The organism is Streptomyces sp. NPDC044064 (genome assembly GCF_056434245.1).
Genome location: NZ_JBWKFN010000002.1, coordinates 481,776 through 504,977 on the forward strand (window position 1 = coordinate 481,776; position 23,202 = coordinate 504,977).

Annotated in this window: 19 protein-coding genes; 7 read left to right on the forward strand and 12 right to left on the reverse strand. The window is 72.1% G+C overall.

The window, feature by feature from the left end:
* Positions 1-32: 32 nt before the first annotated feature.
* From AC07DS_RS05185 to AC07DS_RS05195, 3 genes are read right to left on the reverse strand one after another with little or no spacing between them, the layout of a single operon-like run.
* Complete coding sequence (locus AC07DS_RS05185) at positions 33-521, reverse strand: NUDIX hydrolase (protein ID WP_479142784.1); 489 nt, start codon at positions 519-521, stop codon at positions 33-35.
* A 9-nt stretch (positions 522-530) separates the two neighbouring features.
* Positions 531-1,502 carry a pyridoxamine 5'-phosphate oxidase family protein gene (locus AC07DS_RS05190; protein ID WP_479142786.1) on the reverse strand — a complete coding sequence of 324 codons (972 nt, stop codon included), beginning with the start codon at positions 1,500-1,502 and terminating at the stop codon, positions 531-533.
* Between the two features lie 2 nt (positions 1,503-1,504).
* Positions 1,505-1,951 (reverse strand): VOC family protein, encoded by a 447-nt coding sequence (locus AC07DS_RS05195; RefSeq protein ID WP_479142788.1) that lies wholly within the window; start codon positions 1,949-1,951, stop codon positions 1,505-1,507.
* 106 nt (positions 1,952-2,057) lie between these two features.
* Between AC07DS_RS05195 and AC07DS_RS05200 the strand changes: the two genes are divergently transcribed.
* Both AC07DS_RS05200 and AC07DS_RS05205 read left to right on the forward strand, forming a co-directional pair.
* Entirely contained in the window at positions 2,058-2,600 is a 543-nt protein-coding gene (locus AC07DS_RS05200; protein ID WP_479142790.1) for a CGNR zinc finger domain-containing protein, read from the forward strand.
* Between the two features lie 157 nt (positions 2,601-2,757).
* On the forward strand, positions 2,758-6,060 hold the full coding sequence (locus tag AC07DS_RS05205) for a S8 family serine peptidase (protein ID WP_479142791.1): 3,303 nt from the start codon (positions 2,758-2,760) through the stop codon (positions 6,058-6,060).
* Between the two features lie 54 nt (positions 6,061-6,114).
* Here the strand turns inward: AC07DS_RS05205 and AC07DS_RS05210 are convergent, their stop codons facing one another.
* Both AC07DS_RS05210 and AC07DS_RS05215 read right to left on the reverse strand, forming a co-directional pair.
* The gene (locus tag AC07DS_RS05210) at positions 6,115-7,029 is read right to left on the reverse strand and encodes a hypothetical protein (RefSeq protein ID WP_479142793.1); all 915 of its coding nucleotides are present in this window, start codon (positions 7,027-7,029) and stop codon (positions 6,115-6,117) included.
* A 1-nt stretch (position 7,030) separates the two neighbouring features.
* A complete protein-coding gene (locus tag AC07DS_RS05215) occupies positions 7,031-7,576 on the reverse strand; it encodes an RNA polymerase sigma factor (RefSeq protein ID WP_479142795.1) in 546 nt (181 codons plus the stop codon).
* Positions 7,577-7,909: 333 nt separating this feature from the next.
* Between AC07DS_RS05215 and AC07DS_RS05220 the strand changes: the two genes are divergently transcribed.
* The gene (locus tag AC07DS_RS05220; RefSeq protein WP_479142797.1) at positions 7,910-8,929 is read left to right on the forward strand and encodes an aspartate-semialdehyde dehydrogenase; all 1,020 of its coding nucleotides are present in this window, start codon (positions 7,910-7,912) and stop codon (positions 8,927-8,929) included.
* Between the two features lie 165 nt (positions 8,930-9,094).
* Entirely contained in the window at positions 9,095-11,665 is a 2,571-nt protein-coding gene (gene pepN, locus AC07DS_RS05225; RefSeq protein ID WP_479142799.1) for an aminopeptidase N, read from the forward strand.
* 89 nt (positions 11,666-11,754) lie between these two features.
* On the opposite strand, the gene AC07DS_RS05230 is transcribed toward pepN, so the two are convergent.
* Both AC07DS_RS05230 and AC07DS_RS05235 read right to left on the reverse strand, forming a co-directional pair.
* Positions 11,755-12,990: a M14 family zinc carboxypeptidase gene (locus AC07DS_RS05230; protein WP_479142801.1), complete on the reverse strand. Its 1,236-nt coding sequence runs from the start codon at positions 12,988-12,990 to the stop codon at positions 11,755-11,757.
* An 87-nt stretch (positions 12,991-13,077) separates the two neighbouring features.
* Complete coding sequence (locus tag AC07DS_RS05235) at positions 13,078-13,731, reverse strand: SDR family NAD(P)-dependent oxidoreductase (protein ID WP_479142803.1); 654 nt, start codon at positions 13,729-13,731, stop codon at positions 13,078-13,080.
* A 121-nt stretch (positions 13,732-13,852) separates the two neighbouring features.
* On the opposite strand from AC07DS_RS05235, the gene AC07DS_RS05240 reads away from it, so the two are divergent.
* Complete coding sequence (locus tag AC07DS_RS05240; protein ID WP_479142805.1) at positions 13,853-14,332, forward strand: DUF1203 domain-containing protein; 480 nt, start codon at positions 13,853-13,855, stop codon at positions 14,330-14,332.
* On the opposite strand, the gene AC07DS_RS05245 is transcribed toward AC07DS_RS05240, so the two are convergent.
* Entirely contained in the window at positions 14,329-15,219 is an 891-nt protein-coding gene (locus tag AC07DS_RS05245) for a LysR family transcriptional regulator (protein ID WP_479142807.1), read from the reverse strand. The genes AC07DS_RS05240 and AC07DS_RS05245 overlap by 4 nt on opposite strands.
* 169 nt (positions 15,220-15,388) lie before the next feature.
* Between AC07DS_RS05245 and AC07DS_RS05250 the strand changes: the two genes are divergently transcribed.
* Positions 15,389-15,841 carry a DUF5707 domain-containing protein gene (locus AC07DS_RS05250; RefSeq protein WP_479142809.1) on the forward strand — a complete coding sequence of 151 codons (453 nt, stop codon included), beginning with the start codon at positions 15,389-15,391 and terminating at the stop codon, positions 15,839-15,841.
* Positions 15,842-15,899: 58 nt separating this feature from the next.
* Here AC07DS_RS05250 and AC07DS_RS05255 read toward each other — a convergent pair whose 3' ends face one another.
* Genes AC07DS_RS05255 through AC07DS_RS05265 form a run of 3 tightly spaced genes read right to left on the reverse strand, consistent with a single transcriptional unit; the run spans position 15,900 to position 19,109 of the window.
* Entirely contained in the window at positions 15,900-16,817 is a 918-nt protein-coding gene (locus tag AC07DS_RS05255; protein ID WP_479142811.1) for a DMT family transporter, read from the reverse strand.
* 29 nt (positions 16,818-16,846) lie between these two features.
* A complete protein-coding gene (locus tag AC07DS_RS05260) occupies positions 16,847-17,776 on the reverse strand; it encodes an EamA family transporter (protein ID WP_479142813.1) in 930 nt (309 codons plus the stop codon).
* A gap of 34 nt (positions 17,777-17,810) precedes the next feature.
* On the reverse strand, positions 17,811-19,109 hold the full coding sequence (locus AC07DS_RS05265; RefSeq protein ID WP_479142815.1) for an MFS transporter: 1,299 nt from the start codon (positions 19,107-19,109) through the stop codon (positions 17,811-17,813).
* Positions 19,110-19,216: 107 nt separating this feature from the next.
* Here AC07DS_RS05265 and AC07DS_RS05270 point away from each other — a divergent pair, with 107 nt between their 5' ends.
* Positions 19,217-19,735, forward strand: a complete 519-nt coding sequence (locus AC07DS_RS05270; RefSeq protein WP_479142817.1) for a MarR family winged helix-turn-helix transcriptional regulator — start codon at positions 19,217-19,219, stop codon at positions 19,733-19,735.
* Between the two features lie 34 nt (positions 19,736-19,769).
* Here the strand turns inward: AC07DS_RS05270 and AC07DS_RS05275 are convergent, their stop codons facing one another.
* On the reverse strand, positions 19,770-23,120 hold the full coding sequence (locus tag AC07DS_RS05275) for an NACHT domain-containing protein (protein ID WP_479142819.1): 3,351 nt from the start codon (positions 23,118-23,120) through the stop codon (positions 19,770-19,772).
* Between the last annotated feature and the right edge of the window lie 82 nt (positions 23,121-23,202).

Sequence of the window (23,202 nt, forward strand, 5' to 3'; positions counted from 1 at the left end):
CACGGAGTCGATTGCGAGCGTCCGGAGGACGGTTACTCCTCGTTCATCTCCTGGGGTAGGGGACGGGCCCCGGGGGCGAGATGTCCGGCCGCCGGCCGCTCCCGCCACAGCCGCAGCGCGACGTCGACCAGGCGCACCCGGTTCAGGCCCGGCAGGGCGTCCAGGTCCTGCCAGGCGGCGAAGTCGGTGGAGCCGCCGACCTCGTGGCGGAGTTCACCGCCGGCGATCTCGCCCTCGTAGAGGATCCGCACGCCCTGGTGGTCGGCGAGGCGGCGCAGCCGTCCGCCGCGGAAGACGCGGCTGGTGGAGTCCACACCGAGCAGACCGGTCACCCGGATGCGGTAGCCGGTCTCCTCGGTCACCTCGCGGCGGACGGTGTCGTACGGGTCCTCGCCGTGCTCCATGCCGCCGCCCGGCAGCACCCACTCGGGAGTGCCGTCGGGGCCCGGCGAGCGGGCGAGCAGGATCTGTCCGTCGCGGACGCACACGGCGTAGGCCGCCACCCTCAGCTTCCGTCGCATGGACGGACGTTAGCGGGTGGGCCCCGGATTGGCGGGGGAATATTCGGGCGCGGACCAGCGCAGCGGCAGGGCGGCCGGAGTCTCGATCGCCTCGGCGACGGTGAAGCGGACCGTTCGCCCGCCGTCGGCCGTGAACTCGGTGTGCGCCTCGCCGGTGAGCTGCAGCACCGTGCCGGACGTCCAGTCCAGGAAGAGCAGACCGGCACGCGGGTCGGTGCGCAGGTTGCCGAGGGTGAGGAACATGGCGTTGCCGGAGTAGTCGGGCCAGCTCAGTTCGTGCGGTGAACGGACCTGGACGAAGCCGGGGTTGCCGCCGCGGTGACTGACGTCGGCTCCGCCGGGGTGCACGGTGGCCAGGAAGAAGGTGTCGGCCGCCGTGACGAACTCGACCTGTGCGGAGGTCAGTCGGGTCCCGGTCCGCGGCGTTCCCGGCTCGCGGTCGGCCACCGTCTCGTACGACTCCCGGCGCTGGATGTACTTCGGGCAGTTGGAGAACACCTGGTCGGCCTCGACCGCGAAGCCGCGGGCCGTGGGCCGCAGCCTGCCGTTGAGGCGCATGCGGCGGCGGGTGCGGGGGTCCAGGGCGATGGTGCCTGTGCGAGTGCCGGGGGTTTTGAGGGCCGTGGTGAGCGGGCCTCCGTCGTTCGGCTGCGGGTTGTCCGTGGTTGCTCGCGCAGTTCCCCGCGCCCCTTCAGGCTGGCTGTCCGAACGCCCGCCAGATCCATACCCGGCACCAGTGACAACGGACATCTGGCGGGGACCCGAAGCCCGCACGAACCCGGGGCTGCCCGTGAGAGCCGAAGCCCACACCCTCCCCGTCCCCGGATCCGCCGCGCCCACGACCAGCAGGGGCTGGAGTTCCAGGAAGGCCGCCGCCACCGGCTTGATGTCCTGGCCGAGGGAGCGGCCGACGTGGTCGGCGCGGTCCCGGACGCCGACCAGGTCCTGCAGGACACGCGAACCGGCGTGATAGACGCTCATGGCTAGAAGAAACCGCAGGTCGGAGCAGATGCGTGCGGGGCGGGGGCGGTCTCGGCGCCCAGCGGCGCCGCGATCTCGAGTCGGGTGCCGTCCGGGTCGTGGAAGAAGATCCCGCCCGAGGCCGCGCCCTCCCGGTGGGCCACCACGCCCTCGTGGGCGAACTCCACCCCGGCGTCGCGCAGCGCCGTCTCGTACTCCCGGACCCGGTCCATCGAGTCGGCCGTGAAGGCCAGGTGGTGCAGTCCGGCCCGGCTGCCTTCGTACGCCTGCCCCGCCTGCTGCCAGAGGGTGAGGACGGGGCCTTCGCCGCCGTCGCCCAGGAAGGCGTAGCGCCGGTCGTCCTCCTTGCCCTCGGCGAGCAGGGTGAAGCCGAGGACGTCCCGGTAGAAGGCGAGCGAGCGGTCGAGGTCGGTGACGTTCAGGCCGGTGTGGCCGGTGCGCAGAGTCATGGCTCCCCCATCGGGTCGTGTAACCGTTGAAATCAGAGTAGGAGGTTAGAGACGGAGATGCAACCGGTCACGTACTCTTGAGCGGTTAGCCGAGAAGGAGAGTCCGATGTCCGCCGCCCGCGATCCCCGCCCGCTCACCGGTGAGCCCCTCGCCCTCGACCTGATCAACACCCGCTGGAACCGGGAGGGCGTCACCCAGGACCTGCTCGCCGACACCGAGGGGCTCGCGGTGTGGCTCGCGAGCAACGGGCTCGACGGCGCCCACGCGGCCGACGAGGACGTGCTGGACCATGTGCGCCAGGCACGGAGGGCGCTGAAGGCCGCGGTGGACGGGTCACCGGCCGAGGGGGCACCGCTCGTCGACGCCGTTCTCGCGCACGGGCGCATCCGGGCCCGGCTGACCGAGCAGGGGGCGGCCGAGGAGCCCGAGTTCGCCGACCCGGCCTGGGGTCCGGCCTGGCTGGCCGCCCGGAACTACCTGGAGCTTCTGACGCAGGCGCCGGACCGGATCCGCACCTGCGCCCATGAGACGTGCATCCTGCACTTCTTCGACACGTCCAGGAACGGCACCCGCCGCTGGTGCTCGATGGCGGCGTGCGGCAACCGGGCGAAGGCGTCCCGTCATTACGCCCGCACCAAGGAGAACTGAGCGAATCCCGAACCAGACGGGTCCAATCCGCTCAAACCTCATCGCGGGTTTTCCCCATACATCCATATCGATTCGGTCAACGGGTCCCAAATTCCTGACCCTTGGGTAAAGCTGTGCCCTCGTCCGGCACTGGATTCTTTACCTACAAGGGATGCCGATGACCCACACCCCCGAGCGCGATCCGATACCCGGCCACAGACGTCTGGCCCGCATAGGCCTGGCCGTCGGCGTGGTGGCCGCTCTCTGTGCGACCGGGCCGATACCCCTGGCCCTCGCCGCGGACACGCCGCCCGCCACGGCCACCGATCCCGGCGTCAAGTCCGCTCACGACAAGCTCGGTTCGGACGACGCGGACCTGCTCGCCGAGGCCAAGGCGGACGGTGCCAAGACCGTCACGATGATGATCGCGACCGCGCCCGGGAAGACCGAGCAGGTCACCGATGAGCTGGACGCGGTCAAGGGCGGCTCGGTGGGCCGCACCTACGACAAGCTCGGCTACGTCCGCGCCACCGTCCCGACGGCCAAGGCGGACTCCGCGATCGCGGCCGCCGCGAAGCTGTCCTCGGTGCACGCCATCGATCTGCGCCAGGAGATCGCGCTCGACGACCCGACGCCGAAGGCGGACACCGCCAAGTCGGCCAAGGCCACCACGACTTACCCGGCTCCCGGCAAGGACACGCCCGCCGAGAACCCGTACAACCCGTCCTTCGAGACCGGCGCCGTCGACTTCGTCGACGAGCACCCGAAGGCGGACGGCCGGGGCGTCACCATCGGCATCCTCGACTCCGGCGTCGACCTCGGCCATCCGGCGCTGCAGAAGACCACCACCGGCGAGCGCAAGATCGTCGACTGGGTGACCTCGACCGACCCGATCCTGGACAGCGACGCCACCTGGCGGCCCATGATCACCTCGGTCTCCGGCCCGAGCTTCAGCTACGGCGGCCAGACCTGGACGGCGCCGGCGGGCTCGTACGGGATCAGCACCTTCAAGGAGTCCGCGACCACCGGCGGCGACGAGAAGGGCGACCTCAACCGGGACGGCGACACCACCGACAGCTGGGGCGTCCTGTACGACGCCGCGGCCGGCACGGTCACGGTCGACCTGAACAACAACCACGACTTCAGCGACGACACGCCGATGAAGCCGTACAAGGACGGCTACCAGATCGGCTACTTCGGCACCGACGACCCCAAGACGGACGTCGCCGAGCGGGTGCCGTTCGTCGTGCAGATCCGCAAGGACGTCCCGATGGACCCCTACGGCGGGTCCTGGGTCGGCAAGAAGGCCGACTTCGTCAACATCGGCGTCATCGAGTCCGAGCACGGCACCCACGTGGCCGGCATCACCGCCGCCAACGGCCTGTTCGGCGGCGAGATGAACGGCGCGGCCCCCGGCGCGAAGATCGTCTCGTCCCGTGCCTGCACCTGGACCGGCGGCTGCACCAACGTCGCCCTCACCGAGGGCATGATCGACCTGGTCACCAACCGGGGCGTCGACATCGTCAACATGTCGATCGGCGGCCTCCCGGCGCTGAACGACGGCAACAACGCACGCGCCGAGCTGTACACCCGGCTCATCGACACCTACGGCGTCCAGCTCGTCATCTCCGCGGGCAACTCCGGTCCCGGCGCCAACACCATCGGCGACCCGGGCCTCGCGGACAAGGTGATCTCGGTCGGCGCGGCCATCTCGAAGCAGACCTGGGCCGCCAACTACGGCTCGCAGGTGGAGAAGCGGTACGCGATGATGCCGTTCTCCTCGCGCGGCCCGCGTGAGGACGGCGGCTTCACGCCGACCCTGGTCGCGCCCGGTGCCGCGATCAACACCACCCAGACCTGGCTGCCGGGCTCCCCGGTCGCCGAGTCGGGCTACTCGCTGCCGGCCGGCTACTCGATGCTCCAGGGCACCTCGATGGCCTCCCCGCAGGCCACCGGCGCCTCCGCGCTGCTGCTGTCGGCCGCCAAGCGGAAGGGCATCGACCTGACGCCCGCCATGCTGCGCACGGCGCTGACCTCGACCGCCGACCACATCAAGGGTGTGCAAGCGTACGAGGAGGGCGCGGGCCGCATCAACATCGTGGACGCGTGGGACGCGATCCGCGACGACGCGACCTCGCACGACTACACCGTGAAGGCCCCGGTCGACACCGCGCTCGACCAGGCGCTCAAGACCCCGGGTTACGGCACGGGCCTGTACGACCGCGAGGGCGGCCTGAAGTCCGGCCAGAAGAAGACGTACGACGTCACCATCACCCGTACCTCCGGCCCGGACAAGGCCGTGTGGCACGAGCTGCACTTCGAGAACAACGCCGGTGACACCTTCCGGATCCTCGGCGACGACGTCGTGCGGCTGCCGCTGAACCAGCCGGTGACCGTCAAGGTCCAGGCGGCGCCGCGGTCGGCGGGCATCAAGAGCGCGATCCTGGAGGTCGACGACCCGCGGACCGAGGGGATCGACAAGCAGATCCTCACCACCGTCGTGGTCTCCGCCCCGGTGAACTACACCTACTCGGCGTCGGGTTCGGTGCAGCGCAACAGCACGCAGTCGTACTTCCTGAACGTGCCCGCGGGCGCCAAGTCCCTCGAGGTCGCGATGAGCGGGCTGACGGACAAGAGCCAGACCCGGTTCATCGCGATCCACCCGTACGGCACTCCGGTCGACAACACCGGCACTCCGTACTGCTACAACAACTACCTCGACGGCAACGGCTGCACGCCGGACGTCCGCTCCTACACCGACCCGCAGGCCGGTGTCTGGGAGATCGAGGTCGAGTCGCGCCGTACCTCGCCGCTGCTCGACAACCCGTACAAGCTGGACGTCTCCGTCCTCGGCGCGGCCTTCGACCCGGAGACCGTGACCGTGCCCGAGGCCAAGGTCGGTACCCCGGCCGCCGCCTCCTGGAAGGTGACCAACAAGTACGCGGCGCTCGACGGCAAGCTGGCCGGCGGCCCGCTGGGCTCCGCCAAGACGGGCCGCCCGTCGATCAAGGAGGGCGAGACCCAGACCACCACGGTGGACGTCCCGGCCGGCGCCAAGTCCCTGGACGTCGCCATCGGCAACGTCTCCGACGCGGCCGCCGACCTCGACCTGACCGTGTACGACGCGAGCGGCAAGCAGGTCGCACAGTCCGCGGACGGCGACTCGGAGGAGGCGGTCTCCGTCCCGTCCCCGGCCGCCGGCACGTACACCATCAAGGTCGTCGGCTACTCGGTCCCCTCCGGTGCGACCGACTACGACTACCGGGACGTGTTCTTCTCCTCCACGCTCGGCACCGTCACGGTCGACGGCTCGGCCCCGGTCAAGCTCGGCACGGGCGACTCGGCCACGGTGACCGGCCAGGTCACGGCCGCCGCCGAGGCCCCCGCGGGCCGCGAGTTCTTCGGCCGGCTGCAGCTGGTGAACGCGCGCGGCACGGTCGCGGGCGTCGGCAGCGTGAAGATCGAGAAGGTCACGCCGTGACGCGGCGGGCCTGAGCCGAGGTGAGGGGCGGGTGTCCGGTGGGACACCCGCCCCTCACGGTTTCCCGGTCGGCGCTTCCTCGGACGGGCACGTGGTGTGCCGGGCCCCGGGCAGCGCCTCGGTGATCCACTCCCGGTCGGCGGCCACCCGGCTGTCCCCCACGGCCCACAGGCTCGCGTCGTCCTGGCCCCGGCCGACCCCGATCAGCACATGCTGTCCCGTGCGCGGCGCCGGCTTCGCGCCGCCGTCCAGGAGGAAGCTCACCTCGGCCGGCTTGTGCGCGGGCTTGTAGGAACGGCTCACCTTCAGCACGACCAGGGTCCAGGGGCTCTCGGGCTTGGGCTCCACCTTGGCGACGGTGCCCTCCACGACCAGCCGGTAGCAGGCCAGGGCCAGTGCCGGGTCGGAGGGCCGGCCGCCGGCGCCGCTGTACGCCGGTGCGTGGGCCTCGCTCTTCGCGTCGGCGCTGCTGCCGCCCATCGAGCTGTTGGCCCCGGAGTTCACGATCAGCCGGCCGAGCCCGAAGACCATGCCGAGGGCCGCCGCACCGACGAGCGTGCCGAGCGCGAGCCGCAGGGCCCGGCGCGGGCCGGACGGGCGCCCCGGGCGGGCCGGGCGTGAGGGGGCGGCGGGACGCGTCGGGTTCCTGGGGCGTTTCCCGGACGGGGCGCTCCGGGTGGAGCCCGCCGTCGGCCCTGCCCCCTCGGCCGGTGCGCTCCGGGCGGGGCCCACCGCGGCCCCGGTCTCCTCCTCGGCAGCCGGTGCCGTCGCCCGCTCCTCCCCGGTCAGCGCCTCCGCGAGCCAGGTCAGCTGCTCCTTCAGCACCGCCACGTCGGCCTCGGCCGAGGCATGTTCGCTCAGGCGGGCGGCGTCCTCGCGGGCCTCCTGCGGCAGGGGTTCACCCGTGATCGCGGCCATGAGCGCGTCCATGCCGGCGTACTCTCCCGCGCCCTCGTGTTCGGCGGTCACGTCACACCACCTCGTCCTCGTGCAGCCTCTCGCGCAGCGCGCGGACCGCCGTGTGCAGCCTGCTCTTGACCGTGCCCTCGGGAACGCCCAGTTCCTCGGCGATCCCGCGCACGGGCAGGTCGGCGAAGAAGCGCAGGATCACCACCTGCCGCTGGGCGTCGGGCAGTTCGTCCAGCCCCCGGGCGACGGCGAGGGAGAGCAGGCTGGTCTCCTCGCCGGAGGGGTGCACGGGCTCGCGCAGCGACGCCAGCCGCTCCCCGAGCCGCTCCTGGCGCCGCTTGGCCCGGTGCCAGTCCATGGCGAGGTTGGAGGCGACCACCGCCGCCCACGCCGACACGTTCCGCGGCGCCTCGCGCCCGCTCGCGGCCCGCTCCAGCAGCCGCAGCCGGACCTGCTGCACCCCGTCCGGCAGGTCCGCCTGCGGCACGCCGCCGAGCGCGAGCACCGCCCGCACCCGGCGTTCCTGGGCCGCGTCCAGGGGATCGTCACCGGCCTGGTCGGCACCGGCGTACGCCCCCTGTCCACGGCGTGCCCCTCCGCGCAGCACAAGCCACCCCTTCCTGCGTTTGCCCCTACGACGCCGCAAGAGGGAAAAACGTTCGGCCCCTTTCGCGGAGGCGTACGTCACACCGTGCGTGGCCGGGAACCGCGGGGGCAGGGGCGGGACAGCACAGCTTCCGGTGCGTGGCCCTCCACAAGGGAACATCTCCAGCTCAGCGGGGGGCGCGGCGGACATCGGGAACCGTCGGCCGAGTGATCGTGTCCCATTCCTCGGGCACACATCGCAAAGAATTGGACAGGTGGACCGGGGTCGGCCGCATGATGGAAAAGCCCCGGTCATGCAGAGGCACACAGCAAGAGAAACGTAGAGGGAGTCGCCGTGAGGGTCGGAATCGTCGGAGCCACCGGTCAGGTCGGCACGGTCATGCGCAGGATCCTCGTGGAGCGGAACTTCCCGGTCACCGAGCTGCGCCTGTTCGCCTCGGCCCGCTCGGCCGGCACCGTGCTGGACGGCGTGACGGTGGAGGACGCGACGACCGCCGACTACACCGGCCTCGACATCGTGCTCTTCTCCGCGGGCGGCGCGACCTCCCGGGCACTGGCCGAGAAGGTCGCCGCGCAGGGTGCCGTGGTGATCGACAACTCCTCGGCCTGGCGCAAGGACCCCGAGGTCCCGCTGGTGGTCTCCGAGGTGAACCCGCACGCGATCGCCGACCGCCCCAAGGGCATCATCGCCAACCCGAACTGCACCACGATGGCCGCGATGCCGGTCCTGCAGCCGCTGCACGCGGAGGCCGGGCTCGAGGCGCTGGTCGTCGCGACCTACCAGGCGGTGTCCGGCTCCGGTCTCGCGGGCGTGGCGGAGCTGCACGGGCAGGCGCAGAAGGTCGTCGCCGAGGCCGACCGGCTCACCCATGACGGCGAGGCCGTCGACTACCCCGAGCCGCAGGTCTACAAGCGGCCCATCGCCTTCAACGTGCTCCCGCTGGCGGGCTCGATCGTCGACGACGGTCTGAACGAGACCGACGAGGAGCAGAAGCTGCGCAACGAGTCCCGCAAGATCCTGGAGATCCCGGGTCTGAAGGTCTCCGGCACCTGTGTGCGCGTCCCGGTCTTCTCCGGCCACTCCCTCCAGGTCAACGCCCGCTTCGCCCGCCCGATCACCCCGGAGCGCGCCACCGAGCTGCTCGCGGGTGCCCCGGGCGTCGTCCTGTCCGAGATCCCGACCCCGCTGGAGGCGGCCGGCAAGGACCCCTCGTACGTCGGCCGCATCCGCCGCGACGAGACGGTGGACAACGGCCTGGCCCTGTTCATCTCCAACGACAACCTGCGCAAGGGTGCCGCGCTGAACGCGGTGCAGATCGCGGAGCTGGTGGCGGCCGAGCTGTCCGCGAAGTAACGCGAATCGTCTGAAACAGGGCGGTCACCTCCGGGTGGCCGCCCTCCCGTTTTTCCGGTCCATAGGGCTTTCCCTACGGCTGCGCCGCGCAGCCGCAGGACGTCGCCCTCCGTGCAGGTCCCGTGGAAGGATGGCCGAACGCACACATAACGAGGAGATGACCGCGTGCCTGGCACAAACCTGACTCGCGAAGAGGCTCAGCAGCGGGCGACGCTGCTCACCGTTGACTCGTACGAGATCGATCTCGACCTCTCCGGCGCGCAGGAGGGCGGTACCTACCGGTCCGTGACCACGGTGCGCTTCGACGTCGCCGAAAACGGCGGCGCGTCCTTCATCGACCTGGTCGCGCCGGCGGTCCACGAGGTGACCCTGAACGGCGACGCGCTCGACCCCGCCGAGGTCTTCGCGGACTCGCGGATCGCGCTGCCCGGCCTGCTGGAGGGCCGCAACGTCCTGCGGGTCGTCGCGGACTGCGCCTACACCAACACGGGCGAGGGCCTGCACCGCTTCGTCGACCCGGTCGACGAGCAGGCCTACCTCTACACCCAGTTCGAGGTGCCGGACGCCCGCCGGGTCTTCGCCTCGTTCGAGCAGCCCGACCTGAAGGCGACCTTCCAGTTCACGGTGAAGGCACCGACTGGCTGGACGGTCATTTCCAACTCGCCCACGCCGGAGCCCAAGGACGACGTCTGGGTCTTCGAGCCGACGCCGCGCATCTCGTCGTACATCACGGCGCTGATCGTCGGCCCGTACCACTCCGTGCACAGCGTGTACGAGAAGGACGGGCAGAGCGTGCCGCTCGGCATCTACTGCCGCCCCTCGCTCGCCGAGTTCCTGGACTCGGACGCCATCTTCGAGGTCACCCGGCAGGGCTTCGACTGGTTCCAGGAGAAGTTCGACTACGCGTACCCGTTCGCGAAGTACGACCAGCTGTTCGTGCCCGAGTTCAACGCGGGCGCGATGGAGAACGCGGGCGCGGTGACCATCCGCGACCAGTACGTCTTCCGGTCCAAGGTGACCGACGCGGCGTACGAGGTGCGCGCGGAGACGATCCTGCACGAGCTGGCCCACATGTGGTTCGGCGACCTGGTCACCATGGAGTGGTGGAACGACCTGTGGCTGAACGAGTCGTTCGCCACCTACACCTCCATCGCCTGCCAGGCCTCCGCGCCCGGCTCGAAGTGGCCGCACTCGTGGACCACGTTCGCGAACTCGATGAAGACCTGGGCGTACCGGCAGGACCAGCTGCCGTCGACGCACCCGATCATGGCGGACATCCGCGACCTGGACGACGTGCTCGTCAACTTCGACGGCATCACGTACGCCAAGGGCGCGAGCGTGCTCAAGCAGCTCGTCGCGTACGTCGGCGAGGACGAGTTCTTCAAGGGCGTGCAGGCCTACTTCAAGCGGCACGCGTTCGGCAACACGCGCCTGTCCGACCTGCTGGGCGCCCTGGAGGAGACCTCCGGCCGTGACCTGAAGACCTGGTCGAAGAAGTGGCTGGAGACGGCCGGCATCAACATCCTGCGGCCCGAGGTCGCCACCGACGCCGACGGTGTCATCACCTCCTTCGCCGTCCGCCAGGAGGCCCCGGCCCTGCCCGCCGGCGCCAAGGGCGAGCCGGTGCTGCGCCCGCACCGCATCGCGATCGGCCTCTACGACCTCGACGCGAGCGGCAAGCTGGTGCGCACCGACCGCATCGAGCTGGACGTGGACGGCGAGCTGACCGCCGTACCGCAGCTGGACGGCAGGAGCCGCCCGGCCGTCATCCTCCTCAACGACGACGACCTGTCGTACGCCAAGGTCCGCCTGGACGAGGAGTCGCTGAAGGCCGTCACCGAGCACCTCGGCGACTTCGAGGCGTCCCTGCCGCGTGCCCTGTGCTGGGCGTCGGCCTGGGACATGACCCGTGACGCGGAGCTGCCCGCCCGCGCCTACCTGTCCCTCGTCCTGTCCGGCATCGCCAAGGAGTCCGACATCGGCGTGGTGCAGTCGCTGCACCGCCAGGTGAAGCTGGCGATCGACCTGTACGCCGACCCGTCGACCCGCGAGGCCCTGCTGACCCGCTGGACCGACGCCACGCTGGCCCACCTGCGGGCGGCCGAGCCGGCCGGCGACCACCAGCTGGCCTGGGCGCGCGCCTTCGCGGCGACCGCCCGGACGCCGGAGCAGCTGGACCTCCTGGAGGGCCTGCTGGACGGCACCCAGACGATCGAGGGCCTGGCCGTCGACACGGAGCTGCGCTGGGCGTTCGTGGAGCGGCTCGCGGCGGTCGGCCGCTTCGACGAGGCGGAGATCGCGGCCGAGTACGAGCGGGACAAGACCGCGGCCGGTGAGCGCCACGCGGCCACCGCCCGCGCGGCCCGTCCGACCCCGGAGGCCAAGGCGGAGGCGTGGGCGTCGGTCATCGACTCCGACAAGCTGCCGAACGCCGTGCAGGAGGCCGTGATCGGCGGCTTCGTCCAGACCGACCAGCGCGAGCTGCTCGCGTCCTACACGGACAGGTACTTCGAGGTCGTCAAGGGCGTCTGGGACTCCCGTTCGCACGAGATCGCCCAGCAGATCGCGATCGGCCTGTACCCGTCGCTCCAGGTCTCCGAGGAGACCCTGGCCAGGACGGACACCTGGATGACCGCGGCCGAGCCCAACGCGGCCCTGCGCCGGCTGGTCTCGGAGTCCCGCTCGGGCGTCGAGCGGGCGCTGAAGGCCCAGGCGGCGGACGCGGCGGCCGAGTAGCGGCCGGCCCGTCCGGCACAGTGTCGTAGTCGTCGTACGGCGCCGAGGGCGCCCGGTGTGCGAGTGCACCGGGCGCCCTTTCCCTTTGCTCAGCCGCACACCCGGCGGGCGACGTCGAGCATGGTCCGCACGTGCAGCCCGGTCTGCGCGGACACCGGGATCCACCGCGGCTCGTACGTCTTCTCCAGTTCCCGGCACCACTCGTGCACCAGCTCCGTGAGGGCGCAGGCGGTCCCGGGGGCGGTGCCGGCCAGGGCCCGGCGCAGCATGGCCGCCACGCGCAGCGGGATACGGCGGGCGGCCACGCCCAGGGTGGCGAAGTGGCCCCGGGAGCCGGCGCGTTCCCCCTCCCAGGTGGCGGCGATCGAAGGCGTCACGGCCAGCAGCTCCCGGGCGGCGGCGTGCAGGGGCAGCAGCTCCTCGGGCACCTCCCCGGCCGGGGTGTCACCGGCCAGCGCCGTGATCTCCCCGGTGCGGCCCAGCATCAGCTCGGCCGCCCGGGCGACCTCCCCGCGCGGGTCGGGGACGGGCCGCGGGTCGCTCACCGCGGGGGCGGACCAGGCCGGCGCCTCGACGACGACGGTCAGGGTGCCGTAGCGCCACGGGTACAGCCAGGTGCTCTCGGCGACGTAGCCGCTGGGGTCGCGTTCGTTCCCGGTGTTCCCGTCCGGGAGCCGCAGGACGCCGGGCGGGTCCGGCTCCCAGTCGGGAGCGTCGTACGGACGGTGGTCGAGCGGGATGCGCAGCAGTGCGGCCGTCTCGCGGAAGGCGCGCGCGGCGCCGGGGACCCTCCTGGTCTGCAGGGTGAAGGCACCGCCGACCTCGATGCCGTGCAGGGTGAACTGGACCGCGGGCCGCAGTTCGTCGAGCAGCCGCACGAGTGCCGCCGACTCGGGCAGCTGCTCCCGGCCCGAGCCGGGGACGGGCAGCGACTCGGGCTGACAGGCGAACTCGGGTCGGTAGAAGTACCGGTGGCACTCCTTCAGCGAGGGGACCGGCTCCTCCGGCTGCCAGCCGTGCGCGAGACGGGCCCCGTCGGGGTCCAGACAGAGCAGGAGGTGCCAGGTGCAGCCGAGCGCTTCCAGGTACTCCGGCCGGTGGGCGAGGAGCCTGGCGAGCCGGAGTGCGGAGGCCCCGCCCACCGGTTCGTTGGCGTGCGCACCCGCGACGGTGAGGATCTGCCGCTCCCCGTGCCCGGCGGACAGCAGCCACAGCGGCCGGCCGCCCCGGCTCTCGCCGACGGCGCGCAGCCGCAGCACCCCCGGAGCCGCGGCGACCAGCGCGCGGGCCCGCCGCTCCAGTTCGTCGACGCCCGGATAGCCCATGAAAACTCCACTTCCGCTTCTGGATGTTGAGCGGTTCCATGGGAGCGTCGGGAGCAGGGCCCGTCAAGAGTGACCCGCGATGTCAGGTCACCCGGGGAACATGCCGCCGGTCGCGTTGACGAAGGTGCCGGTGATGCCCGCCGCGTGGCCGGAGGCGAGGAAGACGGCGGTGGCGGCAATCTCGGCGAGAGCGGGGTTGCGGCGGGTCATGCGCAGTCCGGCGAGGTGCTCCAGGATCCCGTCGATGTCCACGTTCGGGTCGACGGCCTTCAGCTTCTCCTCGCTGAACGTCTCCGGCACCCCGGCCGCCCACAGTCCCACGGCACGTACCCCGCGCGGCCCCAGCTCGATGGCGAGGTTCCGCACGAGCGTGTCGATCGCCGCGTCGGCCGGCCCGGTGCCGCCCATCATCGGGCTGCCGTGCGCGGAACCGCTGTTGAGGGTGAGGATCACGCCCGACCCCTGCTCGGCCATGCGCCGGGCGGCGGCGCGGGCGGTGAGGAAGTTGGCGCGGATGCCGGTGGTGACGGGCCGCACGAAGTCGTCGGCGGACATCTCGGTCAGCGGCATGCCCTGCACGTCCCCGCGGGTGACGAGGTTGAAGGAGATGTCGATGGTGCCGACCCGCGCGGCGTGCGCCTCCACGGCCGCCTCGTCGAGCGCGTCGACGACCGCCGTCTCCGCCTGCCCGCCGGCTGCCGGCCGGCCCTCGCGGAAAGGGGTCCACCACAGCTCGCACACCTGTCCACGGTCACGGGCACCTCCCGTCAGGGTTTCCGGACGGCGGCGATCCTACGGGGCGGTCCAGCGCCGGGTCCGAATCCCGCCGGACCTGGCACCGGCCGCGGGCCAGGCTGAATCCATGACCACCTACCTCGCACGACCGCTGACGCCCGCGGTGCTCAGGGAACTACGCACCGGCGACGACGCGGGCCGCCCCCTGCGCCCCTTCACGGACGACGAGGGCGACGCGCCCCTGCGCTGCTGCCTGCGCCGCAGCACGCCCGGCGAGCGCATCGCCCTGGTCTCGTACGCGCCCCTGCGCCGCTGGGCGGCCGAGACGGGCGCCGACCCGGGCGCCTACGACGAACAGGGCCCCGTCTTCATCCACGCCGACGACTGCCCCGGCCCGGCCGGCACCGCCCTGCCCTTCACCGGCGCCCACCGCACGGTGCGCCGCTACTCCGCCGACGGCCGCATCCTGGGCGGCCGCCTGGTCGAGGACGCGACCGGCTTCGAGCCGGCGTTCACGGAGGCGTTCGCCGATCCCGAGGTGGCCCTCGTGCAGGTGCGGGCGGTGGAGTTCGGGTGCTTCCTGTACGAGGTGCGGCGGCCTCACTAGGCCGCGGCCTGCAGCGCCGCCAGCACCCTGGCGACCGCCGCTCCCGCCTCCGCCCCCTTCCGTACCGCCGCCACCACGTGCCGTACCGGACGGTCCGCGCCCAGTTCGCGCATCACCACGCCCTCGCGGCGGGCGGCGGCCATGCGGGGGACCAGGGCTACGCCCATCCCCGCCTCGACCATGGCCAGGATCGCGGTCCAGCCGGAGGCCGAGTGGCCCTGGTGGGGGCTGAAGCCCGCGGACTCGCAGGCGCGGCGGGTGATGTCGGACCAGGGGCCGCTGCCGCCGAAGATCCACGCTTCGGCGGCGAGGTCGGTGAGGGTCAACTCCGGTGCTGCGGCGCGGGGATGGTCCGGGGGCAGGGCCACGTCCAAGGGGTCGGCCAGGAGGGGCAGGCGGGTGAAGCGGGGGTCGGCCGCGCTCGGGGCCTCGGCGGCGAGGGAGAGGGCCAGGTCGACCTCACCGGCGGACAGGAGGTCGTAGGCCTCGGCGGCCTCGGCCTCCCGGACGCGCACGGTCACTCCCGGATGGGTCGCCCGCAGGGAACGTACGGCCGGTACGACGAGGGCGGGCACCGCCGTCGAGAAGGCGCCGACCCGCACCTCACCCGTCTCGCCCCGGGCGTGGGCCGCCAACGCCGCTTCGGTGCGCTCCAGCTGCTCGAAGACGGGTTCGGTGTGCCGCAGCACCAGCCGGGCGGCGTCCGTCAGCCTGACCCGGCGGCCCTGCGCCTCCAGGAGGGGTACGCCGAGCTGCCGGGCGAGGTTGGTGAGCTGCTGGGAGACCGCGGAGGGGGTCATGTGCAGGGCCTCGGCCGTCGCGGTGACGGTGCCCCGCTCCCGGAGGGTGCGCAGGATCTGCAGTTTCCTCAGGTCCCACTCGGTCATGCGGGCACGCTACAGGGCCGAAAGGGCAACCGGGCCAGGAGAATCCGCCTAGGCCGGGTTGAGTATCCGAGCTCACGTCCCGGCCGCCCCCGCGCCGCGAGTATCGATGCAGCGGCGCAGCAGAGAGCGCCGGTTCCACACCACTGAGACAGCTGACGGAGAACCTGCCATGTCCCGACGTATCGCCCTGTCCCTGACCGCCGGTGTCGTCGTCCTCGCAGGCGCCGGGGCCCTTGCCGTCGCCCACGCCGAGAACCAGCCCCCCGCCCTGGCACACAGCGCCGCCCGCTACACCGCGCCCGACGGCCACCGGGACGGCTCGTTCACCTTCACCACCGAGGTCACGGCGTCCTCCGGCGTCAAGAGCCTGAAGGTGCTGGCCTGGCCGGCGAACTCCTCCCTCGCCAAGAAGGCGCCGACCGCCGGCGAGATGGCCGCGGCGGAGCCGGCCACCTGCAAGCCCGCCGGCAAGGACACCGTGCGCTGTGTCTACACGACCGGGGTGACCGGCGCCGACGCCGCGTCGTCCCCTCGCGGTGCCTGGCGCGTCGCCGTGCTCGCCACCGCCGAGGACGGCACCACCACCCTGGACACCAAGGCGGCGGGCTTCACCGTCGGCTGAGCCGGGCCCGCCGTCCCGGGAAGTACCGTCGCGCGGTGGTCCGGGCTGCCCGGCGCCGTCACCGACGGGGCGCCGCGCCCAGCATGACCCCGCCCAGGATCAGCGCCATGCACAGGAGCTGGGGCCGGCCGGTGTCCTCGCCGAGCAGGGCCCAGGAGAGGGCGGCCACGCACACGGGCTGGAGGTAGTAGACGATGCCCGCGCGGGCGGCGCCGATCAGGGCGATGGCCTTGCCCCAGGCGAAGAAGGCGATCGCGGAGGAGGCCACGCCGACGTACAGCAGGGGCAGCACCGTGGCGGGCGTGGGAGCGAAGCCGCCCTGCACGGCCATGCTCGCCGCCTGTACGGGCAGTAGGAAGGCCGTGCCGATCAGGAACGTGGTGAACAGGAAGCCGGTGCCGTCCAGTTCGGCGGGCCTGCGGCGGAGCAGTGCGCTGTAGGCGGCGAAGCAGCAGGACGCGGCGATCATCCACAGGTCGCCGGCGCCGAAGCTCGCGCCGCCGCCCATGAGCAGCAGCACGCCCGCGCAGGCGGTCAGCAGGCCTGCGGTCCGCCGCGCTCCGAGCCGTACGCCGCCCATCCGCTCGAACACCGCCATCAGGACCGGCGAGGCGGCCATGATCATGCCCATGGTGGCGGCCGGGGTGGTCAGGCCCGCCTGGTTCACGAGGGTGTTGTAGACGGCGACACCCAGCAGGGAGGCCAGAAGCACGTGACGGAGGTGGCCTCGGAGCAGGTTCCGCTGCCGCCAGGCCCGGCGGGCGCCGAAGGGGGCCACGGCCGCCAGGGCGATCACCCAGCGCCAGAAGGCGTGCTGGATCGGCGGGACGCTGCCGGCCAGTCCGCGGGAGGTGACGAAACTTCCGGACCAGACGACCGTGGCGAGGGCGGCGAGGGCGAGGCCGAGCACGGGGGCGGCGGCCTTCCGGGGGTGAGCGACGGGGGTGGTGGGGGTCTGGTGCGAGGCCGTGGCCACGAAGGTCCTTTCGGTGGTGGGTGTTGCACCTACCGTCGCGGCGCCCGACCTGTCAGGTCCATCGAATCTTTTCGAGCGGTCTCTTCAGTGGAACTGAACGATGGACGCCGTCCCGCGCCCAGTTGCCCGGCCAGCGTCGCCCCGAAGGCCAGTGCCATGCCGGCCACCTGCAGGGGCGTCAGCGCCTGCCCGAGGGCCGCCCAGCCGACCACGGCGGCGGTCAGCGGGGAGAGCGGGCCGAGGAAGCCGACCTGGGTGGCGCTGAGCCGGCCGATACCGCGGAACCAGAGCCAGTAGGCGAGCGCCGTGTTCGCCAGCGCCAGATAGAGGTAGCCACCGGCCGCACGGCCGTCGAGGGCGGGCGGGGCGCCCTCGGCCAGGAAGGCGACCGGCGCGATGAGCAGGCCGCCCGCGGTGAGCTGCCAGCCGGTGAGCGTCAGCGGGCCGACCCCGTCCGGGCGGCCCCACCGCTTGGTGAGCACGGTCCCGGCGGCCATCGAGGCGGTGGAGGCGACGGCCGCGAGCACCCCGATCACGTCCAGGGCACCGGCCCCCTTGAGCACGACGAGACTCACGCCGAACGCGGCGACCACCCCGGCGACCAGCGTGCGCGCGGCCGGCCGTTGCCCCAGGAGCAGCGCCGAGAGGCCGACGACGAACAGCGGTCCGACCGAGCCGACCACGGCGGCCATCCCGCCCGGCAGCCGGTACGCCGACACGAACAGCAGCGGGAAGAAGGCGCCGATGTTCAGCGCGCCCAGCGCGAAGGCCTTCGCCCACCAGACGCCGCGCGGCAGCACCCGGGTCAGCGCCAGCAGGACGAGCCCCGCGGGCAGGGCCCGCATCAGGCCCGTGAACAGGGGGCGGTCCGGCGGCAGGAACTGGGTGGTGACGGCGTAGGTGGTGCCCCAGGAGACGGGGGCGAGGGCGGTGAGCAGGATGGTCGTGGGGCGGTTCATGGCCGAGTCCCTTCGGTTTGCGAGGAGATGGGTGTCACGCCGTGACGGGCGAGGGAGCCGGGGCGCCGCCGTGGGTCACGGTCACCGGCCGGGGCCGTACCGCCTCCGTCGGCAGCCGGCGCTCCACCCGGATCAGCAGGGCGGCGGCCACGGCCGAGGTGAGGACGAGGAGGGCCCAGGGAGCCCGGCCGTCCAGCGCGAGCAGGAACGTGAACAGGGACGGCGCCACCGCGTTCGCCAGCGACCAGGACATCTGATAGGCCGCCATGTACCGGCCGCGCACCGCCTCGGGCGCCGCCGCCACGGCGAGCACCTGGGCAGCGGGGCTGTGGATCAGCTCGCCGACCGTGTAGACGACGACCACGGCGACCAGGGCGACGCCCAGGGCCGTGCCCGAGCCGGGGCGCAGGGTGCCGAGCACGATCTGCGCGGCGAAGGCGGCCGCGAACAGGACCCCGCCCAGCGCCGCGGCCCGGGTGCGCCGGGCGCCGGCCCGCCGGACCCGGGCGCCGACGAACACGCCGGCCACCGCGCACAGCACTGTGTTGACGGTGAACGCGGCACCGGTGAACACCGCGGGCCCGTGCAGCCACTCCACGACGAACAGCGGGAAGAGGACGGACAGGGCCGAATAGCTCAGCGCGTTCAGGAAGTTGGCGCCGGTGACGACCAGGAAGGGCCGGTCGGCGAGGACGAGCCGGTATCCGGTGCCGGACCGGCGCGGGAGCGGGGCCGGGACCCCGTCGGCCGCGCGCACCGGCCTCAGGGGGCGCAGCAGCAGCGCCGCCAGCGCGAAGGAGAGGGCGTTGCCCCAGGCCGCGTAGGTGTAACCGGTGCTGCCCGCGAAGGCGATGACCAGCGCGGCCAGCAGTGAGCCCGCCCCGTTGCCGGCGTTCTGCAGCGCGCGCGTCGACGCCTGCAGCCGGTCCCGCCCGGCCCCGCGCGCCACCTCGCCGATCAGGGACTGCTGTGCGGCGGGGAAGGCGCGGTCGGCGGCCGCGGTGACCAGGGCCACGGCCGCGAAGGCGGCGAGGGAGTGGGCGAAGGGGTAGAGGGCGAAGCCGACGACCCGGACGCCGTAGAGCAGGTACAGCACGCGCTGCGCGCCGTACCGGTCCACGGCCGTCCCGGCGAGCGGGAGGGCTCCGATGCCCACGAGGCCGGTGACCGTGAGCACGGCACCCACGACCGTGAAGGACAGCCCGGTGACGTAGTGGAAGAACACCAGCGTGAACGGGACGTACATGCCGGTGCCGACGCCGTTGACAGCGGCGGCGACGGGCAGGGCCCACTCCCCCGGTATGCGTTCGTTCTCCCCGCGCTTCCTCTTCACGACGGCTCCCCCTTCGGAATGACTTGATGGAAAGTAGCTTAGCCCTAAGCTACTTTTCGTCAAGCTACTTTCTTGCGGGTGACCGTCCGGACGGCGATACTCGGCTCATGAGTGCAGGCCGACAGCAGCACAGGGACCCCGTCGACGCGATCATCGACCAGTGGGCGGCGGTGCGGCCCGATCTGGACACGAAGGCGATGGAGGTCTTCGGACGGATCTACCGCCTCTCCCGCGCCATGGGCGACCGCATGGCGAAGGCCTACGCCCCCTACGGCATCGGGCGCGGCGAGTTCGACGTCCTCGCGACCCTGCGCCGCTCCGGCGAGCCGTTCACCCTCTCCCCGCGCCAGCTCTCGGCGACGCTGATGCTCACCACCGGCGGCATGACCGGCCGCCTCGACAAGCTGGAACGGGCCAGCCTGCTGCGCCGCTCCCCCGACCCCCACGACCGGCGCGGGCTCCAGGTGACGCTGACCGGGAAGGGGCTGGACGTCATCGACCAGGCGGTCGGCGCGGGCCTCGCCGTCCAGACGGCGGCCCTGTCCTCCCTCGACGCCGAACAGGCCGACCAACTGGCCGGCCTGCTGAGGGAGTTGCTTGCGGGGACCCAGGGAGCGGAGCACTAGGCGGACAGCGGCCGTCCGCCTCGAACGAAAGCCCCTAGGGCTGGGTGCGGACGAGGAGGAGGATCTGGTTGGGGCGGGGGCCGCTGGAGGAGGCGTCGAGAGCGGCCAGGCTCTTCCAGACGGTGTACATGTGACCGCTTCTGCCTTGATGGCGCCAACCCGACTCGTCCAGATCGAGCGTCGCGGCGATGAGGGCCGTGCGGACGGAAGACAGCGCTCGCGCGTCGCAGGGGACGGTGCGGTCGCGTATCGCCGTGAGCAGTTCCGTGGCGCCCTCCACCAGCACCTGCGCTTGATCGGCCGGGAAATCGGTGGCTGTCGACCGGAGAATGTCGCGCTGAAAGCGCAGATGGCCGGCCGGATCCTCTGTTGCCCGTGAAACGGGACGGCCTGTGGCCAGCCACCCTACGGTTGCCCGCGCCACCAGGACGTCGTCCAGGGCGTCGACTCCGGGCGCCTCCGCGTCATCGCCGGCGGCGAGTGGCCAGCCGGGAAGATCGCGGCCGCACAGAGAACGGAAGACGTTGAGGGAGAGCGTCAGCACCTGTGTGTGGGAGTCGCGGGTGAGGCTGAGAGCGAGGTTGAGGGCGAGATCGAGATTGAGGTCGCGCAGGAAGGGGTGGGGCAGGGAGTGCGAGAGGGCGCGGTCGACGGCGCGGACGAGGTCGAAAGCGGGGGCGGGGACATCGGCGGATTCGAGGGCCAGGCCGAGGGTACGGATCAGGCTCTCGTCTAGGCCCTGGGCGTGTTCGAGGGCACGGTCGAGGTCCAGGCGGTAGGCGTGTGGGAGCGCGCGGCCGAGGGTGGGGTCGATGGCGAGACCCCAGGCGAGTTCGTGAACGCGGTCGAGGCTGATGCCGGGGTCGAGGATTTCGGCGGCATGGGCGCCGACGACCGAGTGGGCGTGTTCGAGAGCGCGGGCGAGAACGGGGTCCAGGTTGAGGGAGAGCTCTTGGACGGGAACGGTCCCGACGGCGCGAGCGAAGGCGTGGGCGAGGTCGAATGCCCGCAGGAAAGCGGGGGCGAGCTCGCGGTTGTCGGTGAAGGCCTCGGCACACAGGCGGACGTCGTCGACGGCGATCGCCATGGCCAGGACGAGAGGGAGTTTCAGTACGGACAGGGCAGGGGCCCTGCGGAGCACCGAAGCGTGTGTGAGTGCTGTGGTGAGGACCTTGATCCAGGTCTCCACCTGGGTGCGCTGTGGCTCCGGCGTGGCCATGAGCCGCAGATACAGGGTGATCCGTTCCCGGTCGGCGGCCACGAGAGGGCGGAGCTGTCCGGCCGGGTAGGTGTAGGGCCAGTCGACTCCCTGCGGCTGATGAAGGAACGTCTCGGTGCCGTCATGAGCCCAGACGGTGTGACGGGTGAGGTCGGCGGCCACGGCGGCGGCGTCACCGAGCTCCGCAGCTGCCGGCAGCCGGTAGGCGGTCTCGCCGTCTCCGGTGAGGGTGTTGATCCAGTCGACGAAGCGTTCGGCGTCACCGGCCTGCATGCCTACCGCCACGCCGCCGTCGCTCCCCGCCGGGTCCAGCAGAACGGGATGGTGACGGCCCGCCGCTTCCTCCTCGTTGACGAACGCCATGTACAGGGCATGGGGAACGGGCCGCGCGCACAACGCCGTCGTGTCGTCGATCCGGATGGTCTCGCGCAGGGCCCGTGTGGCCAGGATCCCCGCCACGAGACGTGCGCGGGCGGGATCGCGAGGCCGGCCGGGCTCCGGCGGGGCCAGCAGTGCTTCCAGTCGGGCCCGGACGTCGGGGTCGACGGTTCTCGCCTCGTCGGCGCAGTCGAAGGCCAGGGCCAGGGCGGGAACCGTGCCACTGTCCAGGCAGGCGGTGATGACGGGCGTGGCGTCATTGCCGGCGGACCAGAGCAGGATCGTCTCCCGCCACCACGGGTCGTTGACGTTCGCCGTCAGGACAGCGGTGTCGGCGTGCGGGACGCCGAGCTGGGCAGCGGCCAGGTACTCCTGCAGCGTGAGGTGGGCGAAGCCGTACACATCATGGTCGCGTTCGACCAGCAGGCCGCTCTTGCGGGCCACCTCCAGGAACACCTCGGCGGTCACCTGGCCCGGGACCTGCCGAAGGGCCACCCGGATCGCCCTCGCGGCGTCTCGCACCGGCCAGTCGCGGACCCTGGCTTTCATCATGGCCAGGGCCAGGTGCTGGGCGACGTGCTGCTTGTGCGGACCGGTAAGCCCCGTGGCGTCGGTCATCCCTCGGGCCTCGGAGCGGCGGTGGAGCAGCACGTCGCACATCTCGGCGTACAACTCGGCCCGGCTGCCGGGCAGTTGTCCTCGGTAGCGGTGTACGTTCGCCGTCATCGTCAGCAGCAGAGGGTTCGCCGCCAGGTCGTACAGGGCTGCTTGTCTGCGTAGGCGGGCAAGCAGGTCCGTGGCGGTCCTGACAGCGGCGGCTCGCACCTCGTGACCGGTGCCACCCCGGGCGCGGCTCTCCGTCGCGTACGACCACTGGCGCAGGAAGCGTTCGATCTGCTGCCAGGTGAAGCGGCGTACCTGGAGGACCTCCGCGCCCGGCAGCGGATTCGACTCGTAGCCGTGCGGGCGGGAGGTCACCACATACGTGTTGTGCGGGTGCCGCTGGATCTGGCGAGCGACCCAGGCCACCACCCGGCCCCGTTCCGCCGGGTCGGCGACCTCGTCCAGGCCGTCCAGCATGACCACGCAGCCTCCGCGGTCGAGATGGCGGGCGAGCCAGCGTGCCGGGACCTTGCCGTCCAGCCAGCCTGCCGAGACCGCCACCGTTTCCAGCGTCGGCGGTTCGTCGGCCAGGAGGGCCGTGGCGTGGTCACGGAGGTACAGCAGCACGGGCAGGCGCCTCTTCCACGGACGCCAGCGGTGTGCGCACAGCTCCAGGGCCGTGTTACGGGCCAGCGTCGTCTTGCCGGAGCCCGGACCCCCGATGACCGCCAGGACCCGGGACACCTCGTCGTGTTCGGCTTCCCGGAGCACCGACGCCAGGCTTGTGCGTTCTCCGCCGCCCACCGAACCGAGGTACGGCTCCCTGGCCGCCGCGTGCAGTACCTGCGGTACGACACTGACATCGACGTACACCTGACGCATCCGGAAGACGAACTCGCCCTGCGTGGCGATGCCGACGGTCTCCATGTCCTGGACGCTCGCCCGCAGCTGCCGCAGGTACACGCGGCGGCCGCCGCGCGCGGGACCGGTGTTCTCACCCTCGGCGGTGACGGAGGTGGTTCCCAGCTCCGAGTAGACGAGGCTCAGTGCCGACACGCAGAGCGAGGCGTACAGCCAGGTCCAGCTGAGTCTGCCGTCGTTGAGGACCTGATTCGTCGCCACGCCCACCGTGACCAGCAGCCCCGCCCCCGCCAGGATGCGTAACGCACGGCGCACCCCCGTCATCCCCCACCCCCTTGTCCGCCCCTGCGCTCACACCAGCCAAGCGCGTGTGTGCCCTGCCCGGAAGCGAAGTTGACGGATTCGA